We start from the raw sequence: 22340 nt of genomic DNA, 5'->3' as shown, positions 1-22340 counted from the left end.
TTCAAACTGATTTTTTAAGGCACAATATGCTTGCATCATAGTTTGTTTGTTTTTTAATTAATATACCTACGAGTACATTAATTAAAAAAAACTTATAAATATTTATTTTTCTAAACTTTTATTAGAGGGTTTTGTGCAAACAGTTAATCAAAGTGGTCGCCCCAAAGATCTGGAAAAGCGTGCTCGTATCCTACAAGCTGCGAAAGCTATTTTTTTAAAATCCGGTTATCACGGTACTAGCATGAACCAGATTGCACAGGAAGCAGGCGTTACTAAACTCACGGTTTATAACCACTTTCAAGATAAAGTGAACCTATTTATCTGCGCGATTACGGAAACTTGTGAAGAGACACTGTGCACTAAACAATTTGACTTAGATACATCGGCAGACTTCTATCAAACACTCTTTATTGTATGTTCACGTGCCTTACAAATTATTTATTCACCTGAAGCATTAAAGCTTGATCATGTATTGTTGGAGCTTGCAGCCGAACAGAACCCACTCGCCTTACAGTTTTTTGAAGCTTCACACACACGAATGGAGAATCAATTAGCTGAGTTTTTTCAAAAAGCTGCTCAATTAGGTTTCATTCAAGCCGATGATCCGATCTATCAAACAGAACTGCTTTTGAACTTATTGCTTGGTGTACGCCATCACAAGGTTTTACTGGGCATTACTGCTGCCCCAAATGCACAGGAGCTAGAGCAAATTATTCGCGACGCAATTAATTTATTCTTGCTCAAATATCGGAATTAAACCAAAGTCCGATTGTCAAAAGTTGCGCTGAGTGCATGCCAGCTTTTAAGACACTACAAGCGAATTAAATGTTATTTTTTAAGCAAAAATTCACATTTTCTTACGCTCAAAGCTTGGAATGTTTGTTAATCGCGCTATATTCGATAAGAATAAGAACAGGAGAAAATAGCATGGTTCAGCAAATCGATGCGCCACTGCGTGAGGATGTCCGCTTACTTGGTAATTTATTAGGTGAAACCCTAAAACAACATGCAGGACAAGAACTGTTTAATCAGATCGAGCAAATCCGTGCTCTTGCCAAAGGTGCACGTGATGGTCAAGCTGAAGCCGAAAAGCAACTAGAACAATTATTTTTAGAACTGCCCGATGAAGAGTTACTTCCTCTCACCCGCGCTTTTTCTCACTTCCTCAATTTTGCCAATATTGCCGAGCAATATCATGTGGTCCGTAGCCGCAGACAGGCAGAATTTGATTCAGATGCAAACTCTCCGAATCCGCTGGTTCACTTATTTCAAAAATTTAAAGATAAAAGTATTTCGACAGAAAAACTATTCCAGCAAATTTGCGATCTTAAAATTGAGTTAGTACTTACGGCGCATCCGACAGAAGTGAGCCGTCGTACCCTCATTCAAAAATATGATGATATTAATGCTTGCCTCTCACAGCTTGATCAGCAAAAACTCACCCCACGCGAACGCCAAAATGCACTTGCGAATTTAAAGCAACAAATTAGTTCGGCTTGGCAAACAGATGAAATCAGACAGCACCGTCCGACTCCAGTCGATGAAGCAAAATGGGGATTTGCCACAATTGAGCAAACACTTTGGAATGCTGTACCTAAATTCATTCGCGAGTTAAATGAATTAGTTCAAGAAAACTGCCAACTTAATTTACCACTGAATATTGCACCAGTACGTTTCGCATCTTGGATGGGCGGAGACCGTGATGGTAACCCGAATGTTACTCATCAAATTACCCAAGAAGTACTCTGGTTATCACGCTGGCAAGTTGCCGATCTGTATTTAAGAGATATCGAAAACTTACGTTGGGAACTTTCAATCCAGACGTGTTCTGAAGAAATGATTCAGGCAATTGGTAGCCAACATGCAGAACCTTATCGTGAATATTTACGTGCTACACGAGAGCGTTTAAAAGCGACTCGACACTGGTTAGCTCAGCGTTTACAAGGCTTAGAAGCAGACGACAGCAATGTTATTAAAAGTAAAGATGAGCTTTTACAACCATTATTGCTGTGCTATCGCTCTTTAATCGACAGTAACCTGCCTGAAATTGCGAATGGTCAACTGCTCGACTTTATCTACCGTGTGAACTGTTTTGGTATTGAATTACTTAAACTCGACATTCGCCAAGAATCAGGCCGTCATCGCCAAGCGATTTCAGCCATTACCGAATATTTAGGTTTAGGTAATTTTGAATCGTGGACTGAGCAAGCACGCCAAAACTTCCTCATTCAGGAATTACAAAGTAAACGCCCGCTTTTACCGAAATATATTAATGAACCTGAGGGCAGTTTAATTGGTCATCCAGATGTCCAAGAAGTATTTGCAACCATGCGTACTTTGGCAGACCAACCGCCTGAATCTTTAGGGGCATATATTATTTCGATGGCTGAATATCCAAGTGATGTTTTAGCTGTATTGTTATTGCAAAAAGAAGCAGGTATTCAACACCCTTTACGTGTAGTTCCTCTATTTGAAACTTTAAAAGACTTAGATGGCGCTGCAAGCACTATGAATACGTTGTTCAATATGCATTGGTATAAACAGCACATTCAGGGTAAACACGAAGTCATGATCGGTTACTCCGACTCTGCAAAAGATGCAGGTTTCATGTCTGCCAACTGGGCACAATACCGTGCTCAAGAAGAGTTGACTGCAATTGCTCAAACACATGGCGTACAGTTGACACTATTCCATGGTCGCGGCGGTTCAATTAGCCGTGGTGGCGCACCAACCCAACAAGCTCTATTCTCACAACCCCCTGGTTCAATTTCTGGGGCAATCCGTGTCACAGAACAAGGGGAAATGATCCGTTTCAAATTCGGTCTAGAAGGTATTGCGATGCAAAACCTTGAAATCTATACCGCAGCAACACTTGAAGCGACCTTATTACCGCCACCAGAACCTAAAACTGAATGGCGTGAACTCATGAACCGCATGACTGATCATTCTGTTAAGGTCTACCGTCAAACAGTTCGTGAAAACCCACATTTTGTGAAGTATTTACGTACGGTTACCCCTGAGCTTGAATTACAAATGTTGCCGTTAGGCTCGCGTCCTGCAAAACGAAAAGTGAGTGGCGGCATCGAGTCTTTACGTGCGATTCCATGGGTATTTGCTTGGACACAAATTCGTTTGATGTTGCCTGCATGGCTAGGTACAGGTGCTGCCATTAATGAAGTGATTGCCGATCAGCAAAAAGCAACGCTTGATGAAATGCTCCAGCAATGGCCTTATTTCCAGACACTTATTGATATGCTGGAAATGGTATTATCTAAAGCCGATGCCAACATTGCACTCTATTACGAGTCTCATTTGACTGAAGATGAAGATTTAAAAGTGCTCGGTAATCAATTACGTCAACGACTAAAAGATGCTGTTGAAACGCTACTTAAATTGAAAGATGAATCAAAGCTTCTGAGTAATAATGAAGTTCTTGATCAATCCATGCAGGTTCGTAAACCGTACTTACTTCCTTTGCATCTTTTACAGGCTGAACTCATGAAGCGCCGTCGTGATTATCTTGCTGAGCGTCAGGCAGAACACACCCCTGTTGACCATGCACTTATGGTGAGTATTGCGGGTATCGCTGCTGGCTTACGTAATACAGGCTAAGCTAATTTTACCAATTGTTTTATAAAGCAGTGCATCTTGATGTGCTGCTTTTTACTTGCAAAGTTCTTTATTTTTCTTAAATTTTCCCCGATATTCTATTTTTTTGAATATTTTTTAAAAATCATAAAATTAATATTTATGAGAAAAAAATAACTAAATACGCACATTTAGTTTTTTTAAAATTATACCAATCGTTAAAAAATAATTACTTTTCACTCATATACTTCTCTCTAGAGATTAAATGCACTCACAAGAAAGAGTATCATGGCAGCAATTAAAGAATAATGAGCTTATTTTATGTCCAATTGGTTTCCAAAATGGCAGCCTTACCAAGGTGATATTGACCATCGGCCAGTCTCTACCAATGAATATCTCCCACCCGTTCAAAGTGCTGTTTTGGGTATTCAACATGCATTTGCCATGTTTGGAGCGACTGTTTTAGCACCCTTACTCATGGGTTTTAATCCTAACCTTGCTATTTTAATGTCTGGAATCTGTACCATTCTGTTTTTCTTAATTACAGGTGGTCGTGTTCCAAGTTATTTAGGATCAAGTTTTGCCTTTATTGGGGTGGTTGCAGCTGCAACTGGGCATATTACAGGTTCAGGTGCCAATCCAAATCTATCTATGGCTTTAGGTGGAATCGTAGCATGTGGTGTTTTTTATGCCATCATCGGTTTTATCGTGATGCTTACTGGTACACGCTGGATTGAAAAACTCATGCCGCCTGTGGTGACTGGTGCCATTGTGATGATTATTGGTCTGAACCTTGCACCTGTTACGATTAAAGGTGTTGCAGGCCAACCATTTGAAATGTGGATGGCCTTAATTACCGTACTTTGTATGGGTAGTATTGCAGTCTTTACTCGTGGCCTGTTGCAACGCTTGCTTCTGTTGATTGGTTTGATCTTGGCTTATGTGATTTATGCCATCACCACCAATGGGCTAGGTTTAGGTAAACCAATCGATTTTAGCCAGATCTCACAAGCCGCATGGTTTGGGATTCCAAGCTTTTCGCATCCTACTTTTGACACGAATGCTATGCTAATTATTGCGCCAGTTGCGCTTATCTTAGTAGCAGAAAATCTAGGACATATTAAAGCTGTTGGCGCGATGACTGGTGAAAACCTGACTCCACAATTAGGTAAAGCATTTGTTGCAGATGGTTTGGCAACAACATTATCTGGTAGTGTCGGCGCTCCAGGGATGACTACTTACGGTGAAAACATTGGTGTGATGGCAGTCACTCGTGTGTACTCAACCATTGTTTTCGTCATCGCAGGTGTCTTTGCAATTTTCTTAGGTCTATCTCCAAAATTTGGCGCGGTAATTAGTACGATCCCAAGCGCAGTTTTAACAGGTGCATCTATTGTCGTGTTTGGTTTAATTACCATTGCCGGTGCAAAAATCTGGATTGAAAACAAAGTTGATTTTTCTAACAATAAAAATCTAATTGTAGCTTCGGTCACGATTATTTTAGGTGCTGGTAACTTTGAATTATTGTTTGGTAATTTCAATTTAGGTGGTATTGGTACCGCAACTTTTGCAGCCATTATTTTAAACTGGCTGTTTAGTTTAAAAGATAAAACCTAAATTCAAAAAGGCAGCGCAAGCTGCCTTTTTTTATTACGATTTAGTATGATGACTTTTTAGCCTTCAACACGTTCCCTGTCATGCGTTTTGATTTTTTTGATTTACAGCTGGTTCTTCATATTGTCTCTACGGGTAGCCTAACCAAAGGTGCAGACCGCTCTGCAATTTCACTTCAAGCTGCCAGCGAACGCATTAAAAAACTCGAACAATATTTTGAAACGCCCTTATTTATTCGCCACACGACGGGAGTGGAGCTCACCACAGCAGGACACGCTTTTGTAGAGCATGCTCGTCAGCTTATGACACAAAAAGAGCAGCTTGAACAAGAAATGCAGCGTTTTAGGCCGCCTACAACAGAGTCATTAACGCTTTGGTGTAACTCTTCTGCTCAAAGCGAATATTTGCCTCCGTTATTACCGCAATATTTGGTGCTTCATCCCGAAATGAATATTGATTTACATGAGGCAGAAAGTTCAGAAATTGTAGAGGCATTAACGCAAGGAGTTGCAAATCTTGGGCTGGTCTCAAGTTTTTTTGATACTAGACATTTGCAAACGAAAGAATTTGCTAGTGATCCATTAGTTCTGATTTGTCCTCCTACTCACAATTTAGCTCAACACCAACAGCTGAATTTGGTAGAGGCTTTAAGTTATGGTTTTATTGGCCTTAAACCCCACCATTCGTTACAACAGTCCATCGAAACTCAAGCTAAGCTATTGGGCTTTAACATACAGTACCGTTTGCGCTTACCTAATTTTGGGGCGATTGCTGAGGTAGTCGCCAAAGGCGTCGGAATTGCGATTATGCCGGCTCGTGCTGCCCAGCGTTTGCAATCGGACTATGATTTTCATTCCATTCAACTACTAGGTGCGTGGGCAAATCGTAAACTGCTTTTGGCCACACAAAATTTCAATCAGCTACCTAATAGTTATAAACAATTTTCAGATTTTTTATTGCAACATCGCCCTTAAAAATTGGCTTAATGCAAAATCATATAAAGCCCTAATGACACCAAACCTATAAAAAAGATACGGCGAAATAATTGCTCATTTAACCGATAACGGATTTTTTTACCTAACCACATTCCAACGAGCGCCGCCAATAATGCAGCAAAAGATAAACGATAATCCAATGTCATTCCCGACATAGGGTTGTGGTGTAAAAAGACTGCAAGACAAATGGTAGAAACAGTAAACGTTAGTCCTAAAGCCTGAACCAACTCATCACGCTTTAAATGTAAAGACTGCAAATAAGGAACGATTGGAATAATAATGACACCAGTTGCTACAGTCACTGCCCCGCCGATATATCCAATAATCGGTGATAGCCAACGTTCATACTTCCCTAAGTGTGGAAGTTTCTTCACGCACAGACCATAGAGTCCATATAAGGCCAACATACAGCCTAATAAAATTTTACTACTATGCCCATGACTTTGACTTAAAGTAGGTAAAAAGCTCCATATTGAGCCCACAACAATGCCCACAAGCAAAGTCCAGAAACGACGAATAAAAGCCCATACATGTCCTTCAGCAAAAAGTTGCCAGACATTGGTGACCATTGAAGGAACTATCAGAAGAGAAGCTGCCTGAAAAGGGCTCATTGCGATGGTGAGTAAGCCCATCGATACCGCGGGCAATCCTAAACCGATCATGCCTTTAATCATGCCAGCGAAGGCAAAGACCACTATAATAATTGCTAAAAAAGTCACTGTTTATCTCCGATTCCTTAAAGGATATGCTACGGAAAAAACAGGTATGGCCCTATTCTTGTTTTTAGAAGTAGGCCTCAATTAAAAGTTGAGGCTGTTTTATATTTCTCTTCTAATACATTGCTAAAAATACTTTCGATCATCCATACACGATACAAGCTATTAAATACGTAGCTCTGACCATCAATACGCAGCTCTAAAACTGGCAAATCAGGCTGATGCTTGTCTTTGCAAAGTGCATCATTCTGCGCCAAAACAGATTGCACATCTTGGTCGGTTAGCTGCTCAATCCCAAGCTGTTGCTGTAACTGTTGAAAATGTTTTAAGAAAGATAAATCTTTTCCTTTTGTCCAAACTGCCTGCAATATCGTAAAAATTGTATCGATTTGCTGATTCTCTTGCACACTATAGAAAAGCTTTGCCATCTCTAATGTGCTTTCCTCAGTAGGGCGACAAAATGGCGTAAAGGCCACACCTGTTCGTTTAGAAACACGTGTCGCCAAACTCCAGTCAAACCAGTCTCGACCTTGATAACTTAAAGGGTAAACTTTTAGTTGAATATCATAATAATCAGCCAGCTCTTCCTTAATATAGGCAAGTAACAGCCAACTCATTGGGTCTTCTAAAGCAATATAAATATCAAGCTCAGGATGAAGTGTTTGAATCTCGGTGAGTGCCTCAGCATCATTAATCAAATGTTCACGCCATTCGATATGATTAATTAAAAAAATTGGATTACCCGTCAGTAATTTTTGCTGCTTCAGACGACGAGTTAAACGTAGTAAATCATCTACTGCGTGATATTTACGTCCACCAAATTCAAAGTATGCCGCGGGTACAGGCTCATCCGTAAAAATGCGTTCTGAAAAATGTTGAGGAAGCTGATGTTTAACTGCCATGGCATGTAAAGTACGCAACTTTCCATATTGTTGTTGCCAAAGCATGTGGAAAATATCTTCTAATAAATGGAAGAAATTCTGACCTTGTAATGGGGTTCTTTTTAATATGACTGCCGCTTGTTTTAAAGATTCTGGGCTTGGGATTTCTGGAAATTCATCAAAACCGAAACGATGTTGTTTGGCTAATATCTTGGCATCATTCAGACAATAATTTTGCCACTCTTCATGCGACATGCTGTTTGGAGGTTCAGAAGCTGTATGCGAATTAATAATTTTTAAAGGCTTAAGTTCATCACTTAAAATTTCATCTAGCTGAGACAATTGCTGAACAGCCAAATAGCTATACACATCATCAAGTCGTAAATAAATACTTAAACCATTTTCCGTGGGTAACACCGCTTGACGAGAAGGCTTTTGGTAAAACCAGCTCGATCGAATAGGGTCAAACCAACGGCGTAGCAGTGACATGAGTTGTGCCTCTAAAAAATAAATCCTAAGCGAGATCAAAGATTGTTTTGATCATAGTGCAAGGTAAAACAGTAGTCGAGATTGAAATATAACTACCTTAGTTTACGCAGAAAATAAGTCATGTTTTTAGCAAGTTTCTACGTAGGTGAAGATTTTATCACCATTTTATGGCAAACCCATAGAATGATCTAAAAACACCTTTTTCTACAAGCTGATTTTATTTACCAGACATGAAAAATGCACCCTTAACATGATAGCAATTCATCTTGTCAAAGGGTGCATGATTCATAATCAATTATTAAAATTGAATATTTTATAGAACGCGTACAGCTCCTTTCGCTGCACTTGTTGTATGCATTGCATAAACTTTTAACGCTTTTGATACTTTACGTTTACGTTCTTCTTTCGGATGCCAGCCTTTCGCTTCCTGCACTGTACGACGATGTGCCATAGTCGCATCATCAACGTTTAAGTGAATCGTACGGTTTGGAATATCGATTTCAATGGTATCGCCATCTTCAACCAAACCAATTGCACCGCCTTCAGCCGCTTCTGGTGAAACGTGTCCAATTGAAAGACCTGATGAACCACCAGAGAAACGACCATCTGTTACCAATGCACAGTCTTTTCCTAAACCTTTCGATTTAAGGTAGCTGGTTGGGTAAAGCATTTCTTGCATGCCCGGACCACCACGTGGACCTTCGTAACGAATCACAACCACATCGCCAGCTTTAATATCATGACCCAAAATTGCATCTACAGCTGCATCTTGGCTCTCAAATACACGTGCTGTGCCCGTAAATTTCAAGATTGATTCATCAACACCTGCAGTTTTCACGATACAACCATCAAGCGCGATGTTGCCGTATAGAACCGCTAAACCACCATCTTTAGAGAATGCATTTTCTGCATTACGGATAACGCCTTTTTCACGGTCGCCATCTAATGTTGAATAATAGCGATTTTGCGAGAATGCAACTTGAGTTGGAACACCACCTGGTGATGAACGATAGAATTCATAAACGTCTGCATCTTCAGTACGAATAATATCCCACTTATCCAACGCATCTTTTAAAGTTTTCTCGTGCACTGTCGGTACAGATACATCAAGTAAATTCGCACGATTAAGCTCACCTAAGATCGCCATAATGCCACCCGCACGGTGTACATCTTCCATATGAACGTCTTGTTTTGCAGGCGCTACTTTAGACAGTACAGGAACTCGACGTGATAATTCGTCAATATCATCCATTGTAAAATCAACTTCTGCTTCACTTGCCGCAGCCAATAAATGCAGAACGGTATTGGTTGAACCACCCATTGCAATATCAAGGGTCATCGCATTTTTAAATGCAGCCTTTGTTGCAATTGAACGAGGTAAAATGCTTGCATCTTCTTGTTCATAATAGCGCTTAGCTAATTCAACAATAAGTTGGCCTGCTTTTAAGAATAATTTTTTACGGTTTGCATGCGTCGCAACAATCGAACCATTACCTGGTAAAGATAAACCTAAAGCTTCTGTTAAACAGTTCATTGAGTTTGCAGTGAACATACCTGAACATGAACCACAGGTTGGACATGCCGAACGTTCAAATTCTTCAACTTCTTCGTCTGTATAACTTTCATCAGCCGCAACAACCATTGCATCAACAAGGTCAATCGCTTTTTCATTACCGCGGAACTTAACCTTACCAGCTTCCATTGGTCCGCCAGAAACGAAAACAACAGGAATATTCAGACGCATCGCAGCCATGAGCATTCCCGGAGTAATCTTGTCACAGTTTGAAATACACACCATGGCATCTGCACAGTGTGCATTCACCATATATTCAACTGAGTCAGCAATCAAATCACGTGATGGTAAAGAATAAAGCATGCCGTCATGCCCCATTGCGATCCCGTCATCTACTGCGATCGTATTGAACTCTTTAGCAACACCACCTGCTGCCTGAATTTCTGCTGCGACAAGCTGCCCTAGATCTTTAAGATGTACATGGCCCGGCACAAATTGAGTAAATGAGTTGACCACCGCAATAATCGGTTTGCCGAAATCCTCATCTTTCATTCCTGTTGCACGCCATAAGCCACGTGCGCCAGCCATATTTCTTCCGTGTGTCGATGTTTTTGAACGATAGTCAGGCATTAGTGTTTCCAACAAGTTGTGCTTGAGCGGAATTTTTCCCGCTCTGGCGAATGATACTGATATAGCGTTAGATCAGTCGGAATATTGACTCATCATCATAATTTGATCATTCTCCATTCTATAGAAGCAAATAATATTCGGAAAGCCAAGAACAGTAATAGACAGTCAATATTTAGCAAAACTTACATGAATAATTTTTTATTTTTTCATAACCTTTTTTTATCAATAAAAGTTTTTCAATAATTTTTTGTTCACTATTTAAAAACTAAAATGCTCAATCGCCATGATTTTAGGGCTTCAATCGTTTTTCACGTATACTACGCCTAAACTCTTTTTGGATTGCATTTGTGAAAATTATTTTTGCTGGCACCCCCGAATTTGCTGCAACAGCATTGGCGGCTTTATTAAAAACTTCCCATGAAATTATCGCGGTTTATACTCAGCCAGATCGTAAATCGGGTCGTGGACAAAAACTAACGCCATCTCCCGTAAAACAACTTGCACTTGAGCATAATATCCCTGTTTATCAACCTCTTCACTTCAAAGCATCTACAGAAGAAGGGCTCGCAGCTCAACAAGAACTGGCAGCTTTAGGTGCTGATGTGATGGTGGTTGCAGCCTATGGTTTAATTCTTCCACAAACTGTGCTCGATACACCGAAATATGGCTGTTTAAATATTCACGGCTCACTATTACCTCGTTGGCGCGGTGCAGCACCAATTCAGCGTGCGATTGCAACAGGTGATGAAAAAACTGGAATCACAATCATGCAGATGGCTGCCGGTTTAGATACAGGCGATATGATGTATAAAACATACTGCCCAATTACTGCCGAAGATACCTCAGCGACATTACATGACAAACTCGCAGCTCAAGGTGCAACAGCAATTTGTGCGGTACTTGAGTCAGAAGAAACACTACAAAAATATTTGGCAGAACGCGAAGTTCAAGACGAAAGCTTAACAGTCTATGCTCATAAACTCGTAAAGTCAGAAGCTCGTATTGATTGGTTAATTGATGCTGTTCAAGTTGACCGAAATATCCGTGCTTTTAACCCTTGGCCAGTCGCTTTTGTTCAACTTGATGAAAATAATGCTCTGCGTGTCTGGAACTCTCTAGTTTCTAGCCAAACCAAAGCAAATGCTCAAGCTGGTGAAATTATTGCAATCGATAAACAAGGTGTGCATGTTGCTTGCGGTGAAAATACATTTATTTGTCTGACTAGCGTGCAGTGGCCGGGTGGTAAAGCATTAAACGCTCAACAAATTGCGCAAACTCAAAAACTTCATGTAGGACAAATTTTGCCATGAGTCAGGTTACCTCAAATTCCTCACGTTTTAACCTGCGTGCTCAAGTCGTCCAGACGTTACTAAAAGTTCAGCAAGGCCAATCACTCGCTAGTATTTTAAATACACAGCTCAATCAGGTAGCAGAGCGCGATCGCGCTTTGTTTCACGAACTTGTTTTAGGTACATTGCGCCAATGGTTTGCTCTTAAATCAATTAGCCTGCCTCTACTCAGCAAGCCTTTAAATAATGAGACAGTAGAAACCTGTCTTTATGTTGGTCTTTATCAAGTTTTATGCACACGTATTGCAGCACATGCTGCTATTTCAGAAACAGTAGATGCAACCAAACAACTTGGTTTCCCTGCACTCAGCGGTATTGTTAATGCAATTTTACGCCGAGCTACTCGTGAAACTGATGACTTTCAGCAAGGCTTACAGCAGGCGCATGGCTTACCAAGCTGGCTTTTCAAACGCTTAAAAAAGGATTGGGGTGAACAAACGGAATCTCTCTGCCAATCTTTGAAGCAAGTCGCGCCTTTAACCTTAAGGGTGAACCAGCGTCATATTGGCCGCGATGCTTATTTAGCAAAACTACAAAATTTAGAAATTCAGGCACGTGCATGTACTTTGTCTGAAGCAGGTATTGTTCTTGAACAATCTGTACAAATTACTCAACTACCTGGTTTTGAACAAGGTTGGTTTTCTGTACAAGATGAACACGCTCAGCTTTGCGCAACATTATTGCCAGATTTGAACGATAAAATAGTAGTTGATGCGTGTGCTGCCCCAGGCGGTAAAACTGCTCATTTACTTGAAAAATTTAAACCTGCTCAGCTCATTGCGATTGATCAGGACCCAAGCCGTTTGGTGCGTGTAACTGAGAACTTAAATCGCTTAGCACTTGATCAAAGTCATACAGAGGTTTTGGCAGCCGATGCAACTCAATGGACTCCTGCACAGCCAGTAGATTGTATTGTGCTCGATGCACCTTGCTCTGCTACAGGTGTAATTCGTCGTCATCCTGACATACGCCTATTGCGCCAATCTACCGATATAGCTCAAACCATTGAACTACAAAAGCAGATCTTGAACCACATGTGGCAACAGCTCAAAGTTGGCGGCACATTGCTTTACATCACCTGTTCAATTTTAAAAGCTGAAAATGAACAGCAGATGATGAAATTTTTTGCTGAAAATCCAAATGCAAAAGAGATCAAGATTAATGCTGATTGGGGAATCGAGCAAACCCATGGTCGCCAATTACTGCCGCAAGCGCAGTCTGGTGACGGATTTTATTATTGTAAAATCCAAAAAATTGCATAAAAAAAGCAGGCTTTAAGCCTGCTTTTTTACTCGATCAGCATTAAAGTGTGTGCTGATCTTTTACTTCTTCTAAAACATCATCTAACTCTTCAGGATGTTTCGATAAATGGATAATGGACAAAGCCAAGCCACCCCATAAAAACACCATCGAAATTACCATCATTACGATTGCTGAAGTATTCATTATTCTATCCTCCTAGCGATCTTTCATTTTGCTTAAAACAATTGCAACGACTGCACAGAAAATCACACTGCCCCAGCCGAATACACCTTGTAAGCTCATACTATAAGTATCATAGCCATTTTTGATCAAATTAAATACAGTCATACTGAGTGTAGTTAATAAGATTAATGATGTAATCACTGTTAAAGTGAAATCCCATCCTTTACCTAATTGAATAGTTGAGATGCGATTGACGTGATCACGAAGTTCCATTAGAGCAGAACGTTTAAACCAAGCTACAGTAATAATAGAAAGTAAAGCACCGCCAATAATACCGATGTTATTGATAAAGTGGTCAACAATATCAACCAGCTTAATTGCGTTAACACTTGAGAATAAAATAATTGATACAAGCGCACTACCACCACCAATAATGGTTACAGCTTTTTTACGGCCCCATTTCAATTTATCTTGCATTGCTGCAATAGGTACTTCCAAAATACTCACCATCGAAGAAATACCTGCGACGAAAAGTGAAGAGAAGAATAAGAAACCAAATAAATCGGCACCTGTACCTAAACTTGAAATAATTTTAGGGAATGCAATAAATGCTAACCCAATCCCGCCACTCACAACATCTTTAACTTCAGTACCTGCCGCATGAGCCATAAAACCAAGCGCTGCGAAGATACCAATACCAGCCAAAATCTCTGTTGATGCATTTGCAAAACCAACGATTAAACCAGAACCTGTTAAATTCGTTTTTGGTTTCAAATAAGATGCATAAGTCACCATGATCCCGAAGCCGACAGAGAGGGAGAAGAAGGTATGGCCATAAGCCGCTAACCAAACTTTATAATCCATCATTGCTGACCAGTTCGGCGTAAAGAAAGCATTTAATCCTTGAACTGCGCCCGGTAAACGTAATGATTGAATCACTAAAATAGTGAAGAGAATGAATAATAAAGGCATGAAAATCTTATTCGATAATTCAACCCCTTTTTTCACACCACCATAAAGAATAATTAGAGTAAGTGCCCAAATCCCAACAATTGGCCAGAATAAATGACCTACAAACTGTAAATCAAAACCGGTTGCTTTTGTGGTCTGCAAATAGGTATTAAAGAAGAAACCTTCCGGATCACTTCCCCACATTTGACCAATAGAGAAGTAAACATAACTACCAGCCCAAGTGAGTACACTTGCATAATACAAACCAATGATGATACAGACACAAACTTGCCACCAACCTAATGTTTCCCCGCCTTTAAATAGGGCACGATACGCTTTAGGAGGTGAACCAGTACTACGATGTCCTACCGCATAATCTAAAAATAGTAACGGTAAACCAGCAGTAATGAGTGCCAATAGATAGGGAATAAGAAACGCACCACCACCATTTTCATAAGCAACGTATGGAAAGCGCCAGATATTACCTAAGCCTACAGCCGAACCAACGGCTGCAATAATAAAACCAGATCGTGACGTCCAGTTTTCACGAGAATCTGTCATAGAACACCTAATGTTAAAAGATTACTTATTTTTACTGCTATTGTTGATTGTTATTCCGCATGCAAAAAAAGAACCAAAAAATACTTTTGTGTTTGTAGAAAATAAAATGCACCTTTTGAGTATTTTTATTCTCTTAACAAACAAGCAAAAATAGAAAATTCTTCCTTAAAGATTTTTGTCCATTTTTTGCCCCTATATAGCTGAACAATACCTGTTTTTATTTCTTTTTACTGTAATTTCCGTCAGAAATTTTACGAATTTTCTGAGTTTTTTTCACAATTGGTTATTTTTCAGCTAATATTTACGTACTACTACTTGTAGATCAAAATTATTATTCAATGCAATTTTATTGCAATCCCTGAAAATACTTATTTAATTACTCAACTTATCCACTAATTTATTTTTAACTTTCCAGTTATCAATTAAAATTTAATAAGTCCGATACGATTGACAAAATTTATACTAAATTTTCTAAAAGATTAAATTCATTTAAATGAGGAAGAAAATATTAATTATTTGAATTAAATTAATTTTTTTAAGGTTTAAAAATTTACTCATATCACATACCTCAAATCCTTATTTTTTATCAATGCATCTGTAGCAAGATGCCTATATCATGCGCTCAAAGATTTCTTTTATGTGGATGTAAAAATGAAAATATTAAAAATATCTTTATTAACGCTCGGGATGGGCTTAAGTGGCTTTGCTCAAGCAGACTTCGTAGGAGTAAAAGGCGACGTAGGTTACTGGTTCTATGACGGTAAAGCGAATATGTCTTCTCAATCACCTGAAGATCAGGATTTAGATCAAAAAGGTAGTGCTCAAATCTCATTAGCAGTAGAACACCCAATTCCATTTATTCCAAATGCAAAAATTCGTTATGTAAATTTAGATACCGAAACTAAATCAGAAACTTTAGGTCAAGCCAACTATAAAGTTGATTTAGATCATAGCGATTTTATCCTCTACTACGAGTTGCTAGATAATATCGTAAGTGTAGATGCTGGTCTTGGTGCAACTGTATTAAATGGTGATATTACTGCGTATACAGGTAAGCGCGTGGATATTGATAAAACATATCCTATTGCTTATTTGTCAGGTGAAGTAAAACTTCCGTTTACTGGCTTAAGTGCTAAAGGTGAAGCAACTTATACAAACTTTGACGATGCACGAATTACAGATGCACTGGCAGAAGTAAAATATAAATTTGCAGATAACCTACTCATTGACCTTGGCTTAACAGCAGGTTATCGCGTACTTAATATCGATTTAGATGACTACGATAACAATGACCTTAAATTTGAGTTTAAAGGCCCATATGTAGGCTTGGAAGCACACTTCTAAATTAGAATTTCAGAAATAAAAAAGAACTCTATATGAGTTCTTTTTTATTTAAATCATATCTACATAACCTAAATATTCTCGAATTCTTTGACACCATACTTGAATATTTGGATATAACTTTAAATTAAAGCCACCTTCTTCAGCGACATGTGTGTATGCATATAAGGCAATATCAGCAATGGTCAGTTCATTTCCAACAAGATAGTCATGCTCAACTAAAGCGTTATCCATAATAGATAGTGCTTTATGGCCTTTTGGCTGTAAATTATGGTATTCCTCTATTCTTTCTGGTGGTAACCCTAAATATTTATTAATAAAACGAGCAACTGCAATAAATGGTTCATGACTATACTGCTCAAAGAACATCCATTGGTACATTTTTGCTTTAATAAAAGGATCTATAGGAATAAATTTTGTTCCTTCAGCCAAGTAACCTAAGATAGCATTCGACTCACTCAAAACACGACCATCTTCTAGGACTAATACAGGTATTTTTCCATTAGGATTTAACGACAAAAAATCAGCTGATTGAGTTTCTTTGTTTAAAATATCAACGTGGATCCATCTATGATTAATATTTAATAAGGAAAGTAATAGTTTTATCTTATAGCAGTTACCCGAACCGACATCACCATAAATTATCATAGATGCTCTTCCCTTATTATGCATACTTAAAAGATTAATTTTCTTATTATTTATAGCACAACTCTTCCTTAGTATTTTTATATTTATTCCCCCACACATATATTTTTTATCACATAAAAAAACACCCCCATTCGTTAGAACGGGGGTGTTTAGAATAATGAGCTGGCGATGACTTACTCTCACATGGGTAACCCCACACTACCATCAGCGCTAAGAGGTTTCACTTCTGAGTTCGGGAAGGGATCAGGTGGTTCACTCTTGCTATGGTCGCCAGCACAACTGGTATGGATACTTGCTTCGTTTTATTCACTGTGTGATACGTTGCGTTTTCCAAATCTTTACAGATGGGCTGATTGGTCTGATTTTTCGTTGTTCATTTTAGCTAGTAGTATAACTAAATCAAGTTGCTTTGCATGTTTATGAATCGATTGATGCTTCATATACAACTGCTTGGGTGTTGTATAGTCAAGCCTCACGAGCAATTAGTATTGGTCAGCTTCACATATCACTATGCTTCCACATCCAACCTATCAACGTCCTAGTCTCGAACGGCTCTTTAGAGGAATAAATTCCTAGGGAAATCTTATCTTGAGGTAGGCTTCCCGCTTAGATGCTTTCAGCGGTTATCCCTTCCGAACATAGCTACCCGGCGATGCGACTGGCGTCACAACCGGTACACCAGAGGTTCGTCCACTCTGGTCCTCTCGTACTAGGAGCAGATCCTCTCAAATTTCCAGCGCCCACGGTAGATAGGGACCGAACTGTCTCACGACGTTCTAAACCCAGCTCGCGTACCTCTTTAAATGGCGAACAGCCATACCCTTGGGACCTGCTTCAGCCCCAGGATGAGATGAGCCGACATCGAGGTGCCAAACACCGCCGTCGATATGAACTCTTGGGCGGTATCAGCCTGTTATCCCCAGAGTACCTTTTATCCGTTGAGCGATGGCCCTTCCATACAGAACCACCGGATCACTAAGACCTACTTTCGTACCTGCTCGACTTGTGGGTCTCGCAGTTAAGCGCGCTTTTGCCTTTATACTCTACGCGTGATTTCCGACCACGCTGAGCGCACCTTCGTACTCCTCCGTTACTCTTTAGGAGGAGACCGCCCCAGTCAAACTACCCACCAGACACGGTCCTCGTCCCGGATAACGGGACAGAGTTAGAACCTCAACATTACCAGGGTGGTATTTCAAGGACGGCTCCATTGGAACTAGCGTTCCAACTTCAAAGCCTCCCACCTATCCTACACAAGTAAGGTCAAAGTTCAGTGTCAAGCTGCAGTAAAGGTTCACGGGGTCTTTCCGTCTAGCCGCGGGTACACTGCATCTTCACAGCGATTTCGATTTCACTGAGCCTCTGCTGGAGACAGCGCCGCCATCATTATGCCATTCGTGCAGGTCGGAACTTACCCGACAAGGAATTTCGCTACCTTAGGACCGTTATAGTTACGGCCGCCGTTTACTGGGGCTTCGATCAAGAGCTTCGCTTACGCTAACCCCATCAATTAACCTTCCAGCACCGGGCAGGCATCACACCCTATACGTCCACTTTCGTGTTTGCAGAGTGCTATGTTTTTAATAAACAGTTGCAGCGGCCTGGTTTCTGCGGCTGTCGTCAGCTCAGGAAGCAAGTTCCATCACCAACAACAGCGTACCTTCTCCCGAAGTTACGGTACCATTTTGCCTAGTTCCTTCAGCAGAGTTCTCTCAAGCGCCTTGGTCTACTCGACCTGACCACCTGTGTCGGTTTCGGGTACGATTCCTGTGTAACTGAAGCTTAGAGACTTTTCCTGGAAGCATGGTATCAGCCACTTCACTGTACAAGTACAGCTTGCTATCGGATCTCAGTATAGAGTACCCCGGATTTGCCTAAGATACATACCTACATCCTTCCACCTGGACAACCAACGCCAGGCTGACTTAACCTTCTCCGTCCTCTCATCGCATTACACAGAAGTATTGGAATATTAACCAATTTCCCATCGACTACGCCTTTCGGCCTCGCCTTAGGGGTCGACTCACCCAGCCCCGATTAACGTTGGACTGGAACCCTTGGTCTTTCGGCGAACGGGTTTTTCACCCGTTTTGTCGTTACTCACGTCAGCATTCGCACTTCTGATACCTCCAGCATACTTCTCAATACACCTTCATCGGCTTACAGAACGCTCCCCTACCACTTGACTAATGTCAAATCCGCAGCTTCGGCACATAGTTTTAGCCCCGTTACATCTTCCGCGCAGGCCGACTCGACTAGTGAGCTATTACGCTTTCTTTAAAGGGTGGCTGCTTCTAAGCCAACCTCCTAGCTGTCTATGCCTTCCCACATCGTTTCCCACTTAACTATGATTTTGGGGCCTTAGCTGGCGGTCTGGATTGTTTTCCTCTTGACTACGGACGTTAGCACCCGCAGTCTGTCTCCCGGATAGTACTCATAGGTATTCGGAGTTTGCATCGGTTTGGTAAGTCGGGATGACCCCCTAGCCGAAACAGTGCTCTACCCCCTATGGTATTCGTCCGAGGCGCTACCTAAATAGCTTTCGGGGAGAACCAGCTATCACCAGGCTTGATTAGCCTTTCACCCCTATCCACAAGTCATCCCCTGGCTTTTCAACGACAGTGGGTTCGGTCCTCCAGTTAGTGTTACCCAACCTTCAACCTGCTCATGGATAGATCGCCTGGTTTCGGGTCTATACCCAGCAACTAAACGCCCTATTAAGACTCGATTTCTCTACGGCTCCCCTATACGGTTAACCTCGCTACTGAATATAAGTCGCTGACCCATTATACAAAAGGTACGCAGTCACACCACGAAGGTGCTCCCACTGCTTGTATGCATGCGGTTTCAGGATCTATTTCACTCCCCTCACAGGGGTTCTTTTCGCCTTTCCCTCACGGTACTGGTTCACTATCGGTCAGTCAGGAGTATTTAGCCTTGGAGGATGGTCCCCCCATATTCAGACAAGGTTTCACGTGCCTCGCCCTACTCGTCATCATTATGTGTGCCCTTTCGTGTACGGGAATATCACCCTCTACGTTCGCACTTCCCAGAGCGTTCCACTAAAACACACATAACTTAATGGGCTGATCCCCGTTCGCTCGCCGCTACTGAGGGAATCTCAATTGATTTCTTTTCCTAAGGGTACTGAGATGTTTCACTTCCCCTCGTTCGCCTTGCAACACTATGTATTCATGTTGCAATACCTACCTTAAAGTAGGTGGGTTCCCCCATTCAGAAATCTCCGGATCAAAGGATATTTGCCGCCTCCCCGGAGCTTTTCGCAGGCTATCACGTCTTTCATCGCCTCTGACTGCCAAGGCATCCACCACATGCACTTAATTACTTGACTATACAACCCCAAACAGTCGTCAACACCTACAAGTGAGTGTTGTCCGTGCGATTCTTCATCGCTACTATCTGTTGTCTGTGTACTTAAACACTGTACAGCTTCAATCTAAATTCATATACCAAAACGCTTGATTCAGTTAATTTGCTAGTTCTCAATTCATCTAGATTAATTGCTTAATCTAAACTCTTGAGTGAACAATTTATTTCAGACTCAATTTTGCCAATCTGTTAATGAATAAACACGCCTTCGTCAGGTCATGCTTAATACCGTGATACTTAAATCACAGAAGTTAATAAACCAAGACCGAAATCTCTATTTACTAATTTCTGTAATCCGAACTTCTCTTAAGTTCTGGTGGAGACTAGGAGAGTCGAACTCCTGACCTCCTGCGTGCAAAGCAGGCGCTCTACCAACTAAGCTAAGTCCCCAGCTTACATCATCAGTCATGTATCTTTTATCTATAACTTCAACCAGTCAAAGTCATGGTGGGTCTGACAAGACTTGAACTTGTGACCCCACGCTTATCAAGCGTGTGCTCTAACCAACTGAGCTACAGACCCTCAGATACATCTATGAAGAACAACTTGTTGTGGATTCTTACCAATCGTCAATCTTTCGTTAAGGAGGTGATCCAGCCGCAGGTTCCCCTACGGCTACCTTGTTACGACTTCACCCCAGTCATCGGCCACACCGTGGTAACCGCCCTCTTTGCAGTTAGGCTAGCTACTTCTGGTGCAACAAACTCCCATGGTGTGACGGGCGGTGTGTACAAGGCCCGGGAACGTATTCACCGCGGCATTCTGATCCGCGATTACTAGCGATTCCGACTTCATGGAGTCGAGTTGCAGACTCCAATCCGGACTACGATCGGCTTTTTGAGATTAGCATCCTATCGCTAGGTAGCAACCCTTTGTACCGACCATTGTAGCACGTGTGTAGCCCTGGCCGTAAGGGCCATGATGACTTGACGTCGTCCCCGCCTTCCTCCAGTTTGTCACTGGCAGTATCCTTAAAGTTCCCGACATTACTCGCTGGCAAATAAGGAAAAGGGTTGCGCTCGTTGCGGGACTTAACCCAACATCTCACGACACGAGCTGACGACAGCCATGCAGCACCTGTATGTAAGTTCCCGAAGGCACCAATCCATCTCTGGAAAGTTCTTACTATGTCAAGGCCAGGTAAGGTTCTTCGCGTTGCATCGAATTAAACCACATGCTCCACCGCTTGTGCGGGCCCCCGTCAATTCATTTGAGTTTTAGTCTTGCGACCGTACTCCCCAGGCGGTCTACTTATCGCGTTAGCTGCGCCACTAAAGCCTCAAAGGCCCCAACGGCTAGTAGACATCGTTTACGGCATGGACTACCAGGGTATCTAATCCTGTTTGCTCCCCATGCTTTCGCACCTCAGCGTCAGTGTTAGGCCAGATGGCTGCCTTCGCCATCGGTATTCCTCCAGATCTCTACGCATTTCACCGCTACACCTGGAATTCTACCATCCTCTCCCACACTCTAGCTAACCAGTATCGAATGCAATTCCCAAGTTAAGCTCGGGGATTTCACATTTGACTTAATTAGCCGCCTACGCGCGCTTTACGCCCAGTAAATCCGATTAACGCTTGCACCCTCTGTATTACCGCGGCTGCTGGCACAGAGTTAGCCGGTGCTTATTCTGCGAGTAACGTCCACTATCTCTAGGTATTAACTAAAGTAGCCTCCTCCTCGCTTAAAGTGCTTTACAACCATAAGGCCTTCTTCACACACGCGGCATGGCTGGATCAGGCTTGCGCCCATTGTCCAATATTCCCCACTGCTGCCTCCCGTAGGAGTCTGGGCCGTGTCTCAGTCCCAGTGTGGCGGATCATCCTCTCAGACCCGCTACAGATCGTCGCCTTGGTAGGCCTTTACCCCACCAACTAGCTAATCCGACTTAGGCTCATCTATTAGCGCAAGGTCCGAAGATCCCCTGCTTTCTCCCGTAGGACGTATGCGGTATTAGCATTCCTTTCGAAATGTTGTCCCCCACTAATAGGCAGATTCCTAAGCATTACTCACCCGTCCGCCGCTAAGATCAGTAGCAAGCTACCTCTCTCCGCTCGACTTGCATGTGTTAAGCCTGCCGCCAGCGTTCAATCTGAGCCATGATCAAACTCTTCAGTTAAAATCATTTTGTACCTTATTTAAAGACAAGGTACCAATTCTGGCTCATCAATTACTGACTTAAATTTCGCTCAAATAAACTTCGAGTAATTTAAACCAATCAATCAATGAAAATTATTTCGATTAATCAA

Annotated in this window: 13 protein-coding genes, 2 tRNA genes and 3 rRNA genes; 7 read left to right on the top strand and 11 right to left on the bottom strand. The window is 41.5% G+C overall.

Features of this window, described 5'->3' with window-relative positions; translation table 11 throughout:
- Window positions 1-133: 133 nt before the first annotated feature.
- The 4 genes from MKL51_RS18185 (at window position 134) to MKL51_RS18170 (ending at window position 6176) form a co-directional block, all read left to right on the top strand.
- Window positions 134-757 carry a TetR/AcrR family transcriptional regulator gene (locus MKL51_RS18185; RefSeq protein ID WP_057090027.1) on the top strand — a complete coding sequence of 208 codons (624 nt, stop codon included), beginning with the start codon at window positions 134-136 and terminating at the stop codon, window positions 755-757.
- A gap of 170 nt (window positions 758-927) precedes the next feature.
- Window positions 928-3612 carry a phosphoenolpyruvate carboxylase gene (gene ppc / locus MKL51_RS18180; protein ID WP_270904382.1) on the top strand — a complete coding sequence of 895 codons (2685 nt, stop codon included), beginning with the start codon at window positions 928-930 and terminating at the stop codon, window positions 3610-3612.
- 297 nt (window positions 3613-3909) lie between these two features.
- Window positions 3910-5205 carry a solute carrier family 23 protein gene (locus tag MKL51_RS18175; RefSeq protein ID WP_002119102.1) on the top strand — a complete coding sequence of 432 codons (1296 nt, stop codon included), beginning with the start codon at window positions 3910-3912 and terminating at the stop codon, window positions 5203-5205.
- An 80-nt stretch (window positions 5206-5285) separates the two neighbouring features.
- Window positions 5286-6176 carry a LysR family transcriptional regulator gene (locus MKL51_RS18170; RefSeq protein ID WP_017386205.1) on the top strand — a complete coding sequence of 297 codons (891 nt, stop codon included), beginning with the start codon at window positions 5286-5288 and terminating at the stop codon, window positions 6174-6176.
- Window positions 6177-6184: 8 nt separating this feature from the next.
- Here the strand turns inward: MKL51_RS18170 and MKL51_RS18165 are convergent, their stop codons facing one another.
- The 3 genes from MKL51_RS18165 to ilvD all read right to left on the bottom strand — a co-directional run bounded on the left by MKL51_RS18165 (window position 6185) and on the right by ilvD (window position 10426).
- Complete coding sequence (locus MKL51_RS18165) at window positions 6185-6916, bottom strand: sulfite exporter TauE/SafE family protein (RefSeq protein WP_032007454.1); 732 nt, start codon at window positions 6914-6916, stop codon at window positions 6185-6187.
- A gap of 77 nt (window positions 6917-6993) precedes the next feature.
- A complete protein-coding gene (locus MKL51_RS18160) occupies window positions 6994-8283 on the bottom strand; it encodes a hypothetical protein (RefSeq protein ID WP_057090026.1) in 1290 nt (429 codons plus the stop codon).
- Window positions 8284-8596: 313 nt separating this feature from the next.
- On the bottom strand, window positions 8597-10426 hold the full coding sequence (gene ilvD / locus MKL51_RS18155) for a dihydroxy-acid dehydratase (RefSeq protein ID WP_032007456.1): 1830 nt from the start codon (window positions 10424-10426) through the stop codon (window positions 8597-8599).
- A 347-nt stretch (window positions 10427-10773) separates the two neighbouring features.
- Between ilvD and fmt the strand changes: the two genes are divergently transcribed.
- Both fmt and rsmB read left to right on the top strand, forming a co-directional pair.
- Complete coding sequence (gene fmt / locus MKL51_RS18150; RefSeq protein WP_032007457.1) at window positions 10774-11736, top strand: methionyl-tRNA formyltransferase; 963 nt, start codon at window positions 10774-10776, stop codon at window positions 11734-11736.
- Entirely contained in the window at window positions 11733-13037 is a 1305-nt protein-coding gene (rsmB, locus tag MKL51_RS18145) for a 16S rRNA (cytosine(967)-C(5))-methyltransferase RsmB (protein ID WP_270904381.1), read from the top strand. Before fmt ends, rsmB begins: the two co-directional genes overlap by 4 nt.
- Window positions 13038-13077: 40 nt before the next feature.
- On the opposite strand, the gene MKL51_RS18140 is transcribed toward rsmB, so the two are convergent.
- Together MKL51_RS18140 and MKL51_RS18135 are read right to left on the bottom strand one after the other, a co-directional pair.
- Window positions 13078-13221 (bottom strand): methionine/alanine import family NSS transporter small subunit, encoded by a 144-nt coding sequence (locus MKL51_RS18140; RefSeq protein ID WP_002119126.1) that lies wholly within the window; start codon window positions 13219-13221, stop codon window positions 13078-13080.
- 12 nt (window positions 13222-13233) lie between these two features.
- Window positions 13234-14712, bottom strand: a complete 1479-nt coding sequence (locus MKL51_RS18135) for a sodium-dependent transporter (RefSeq protein ID WP_017481897.1) — start codon at window positions 14710-14712, stop codon at window positions 13234-13236.
- Window positions 14713-15351: 639 nt separating this feature from the next.
- Between MKL51_RS18135 and MKL51_RS18130 the strand changes: the two genes are divergently transcribed.
- Complete coding sequence (locus MKL51_RS18130; protein WP_079381041.1) at window positions 15352-16056, top strand: TIGR04219 family outer membrane beta-barrel protein; 705 nt, start codon at window positions 15352-15354, stop codon at window positions 16054-16056.
- 48 nt (window positions 16057-16104) lie between these two features.
- Here the strand turns inward: MKL51_RS18130 and MKL51_RS18125 are convergent, their stop codons facing one another.
- The 6 genes from MKL51_RS18125 to MKL51_RS18100 form a co-directional block, all read right to left on the bottom strand.
- A complete protein-coding gene (locus tag MKL51_RS18125) occupies window positions 16105-16701 on the bottom strand; it encodes a glutathione S-transferase family protein (protein ID WP_032007460.1) in 597 nt (198 codons plus the stop codon).
- Between the two features lie 160 nt (window positions 16702-16861).
- Window positions 16862-16976 (bottom strand): 5S ribosomal RNA (gene rrf, locus MKL51_RS18120).
- Window positions 16977-17162: 186 nt separating this feature from the next.
- Window positions 17163-20053 (bottom strand): 23S ribosomal RNA (locus MKL51_RS18115).
- A gap of 352 nt (window positions 20054-20405) precedes the next feature.
- Window positions 20406-20481 (bottom strand) — tRNA-Ala (locus tag MKL51_RS18110).
- Window positions 20482-20536: 55 nt separating this feature from the next.
- Window positions 20537-20613: transfer RNA gene (locus MKL51_RS18105), tRNA-Ile, on the bottom strand.
- A gap of 59 nt (window positions 20614-20672) precedes the next feature.
- Window positions 20673-22210, bottom strand: a 16S ribosomal RNA gene (locus tag MKL51_RS18100).
- Together the 16S, 23S and 5S rRNA genes with 2 tRNA genes alongside form the textbook arrangement of a ribosomal RNA operon.
- Window positions 22211-22340: the final 130 nt, after the last annotated feature.

The sequence above is a fragment of the Acinetobacter sp. AOR18_HL genome (genome assembly GCF_027855145.1).
Taxonomy (GTDB): Bacteria; Pseudomonadota; Gammaproteobacteria; order Pseudomonadales; family Moraxellaceae; genus Acinetobacter; species Acinetobacter pittii.
This window is presented reverse-complemented; position numbering and strand designations above follow the sequence as displayed.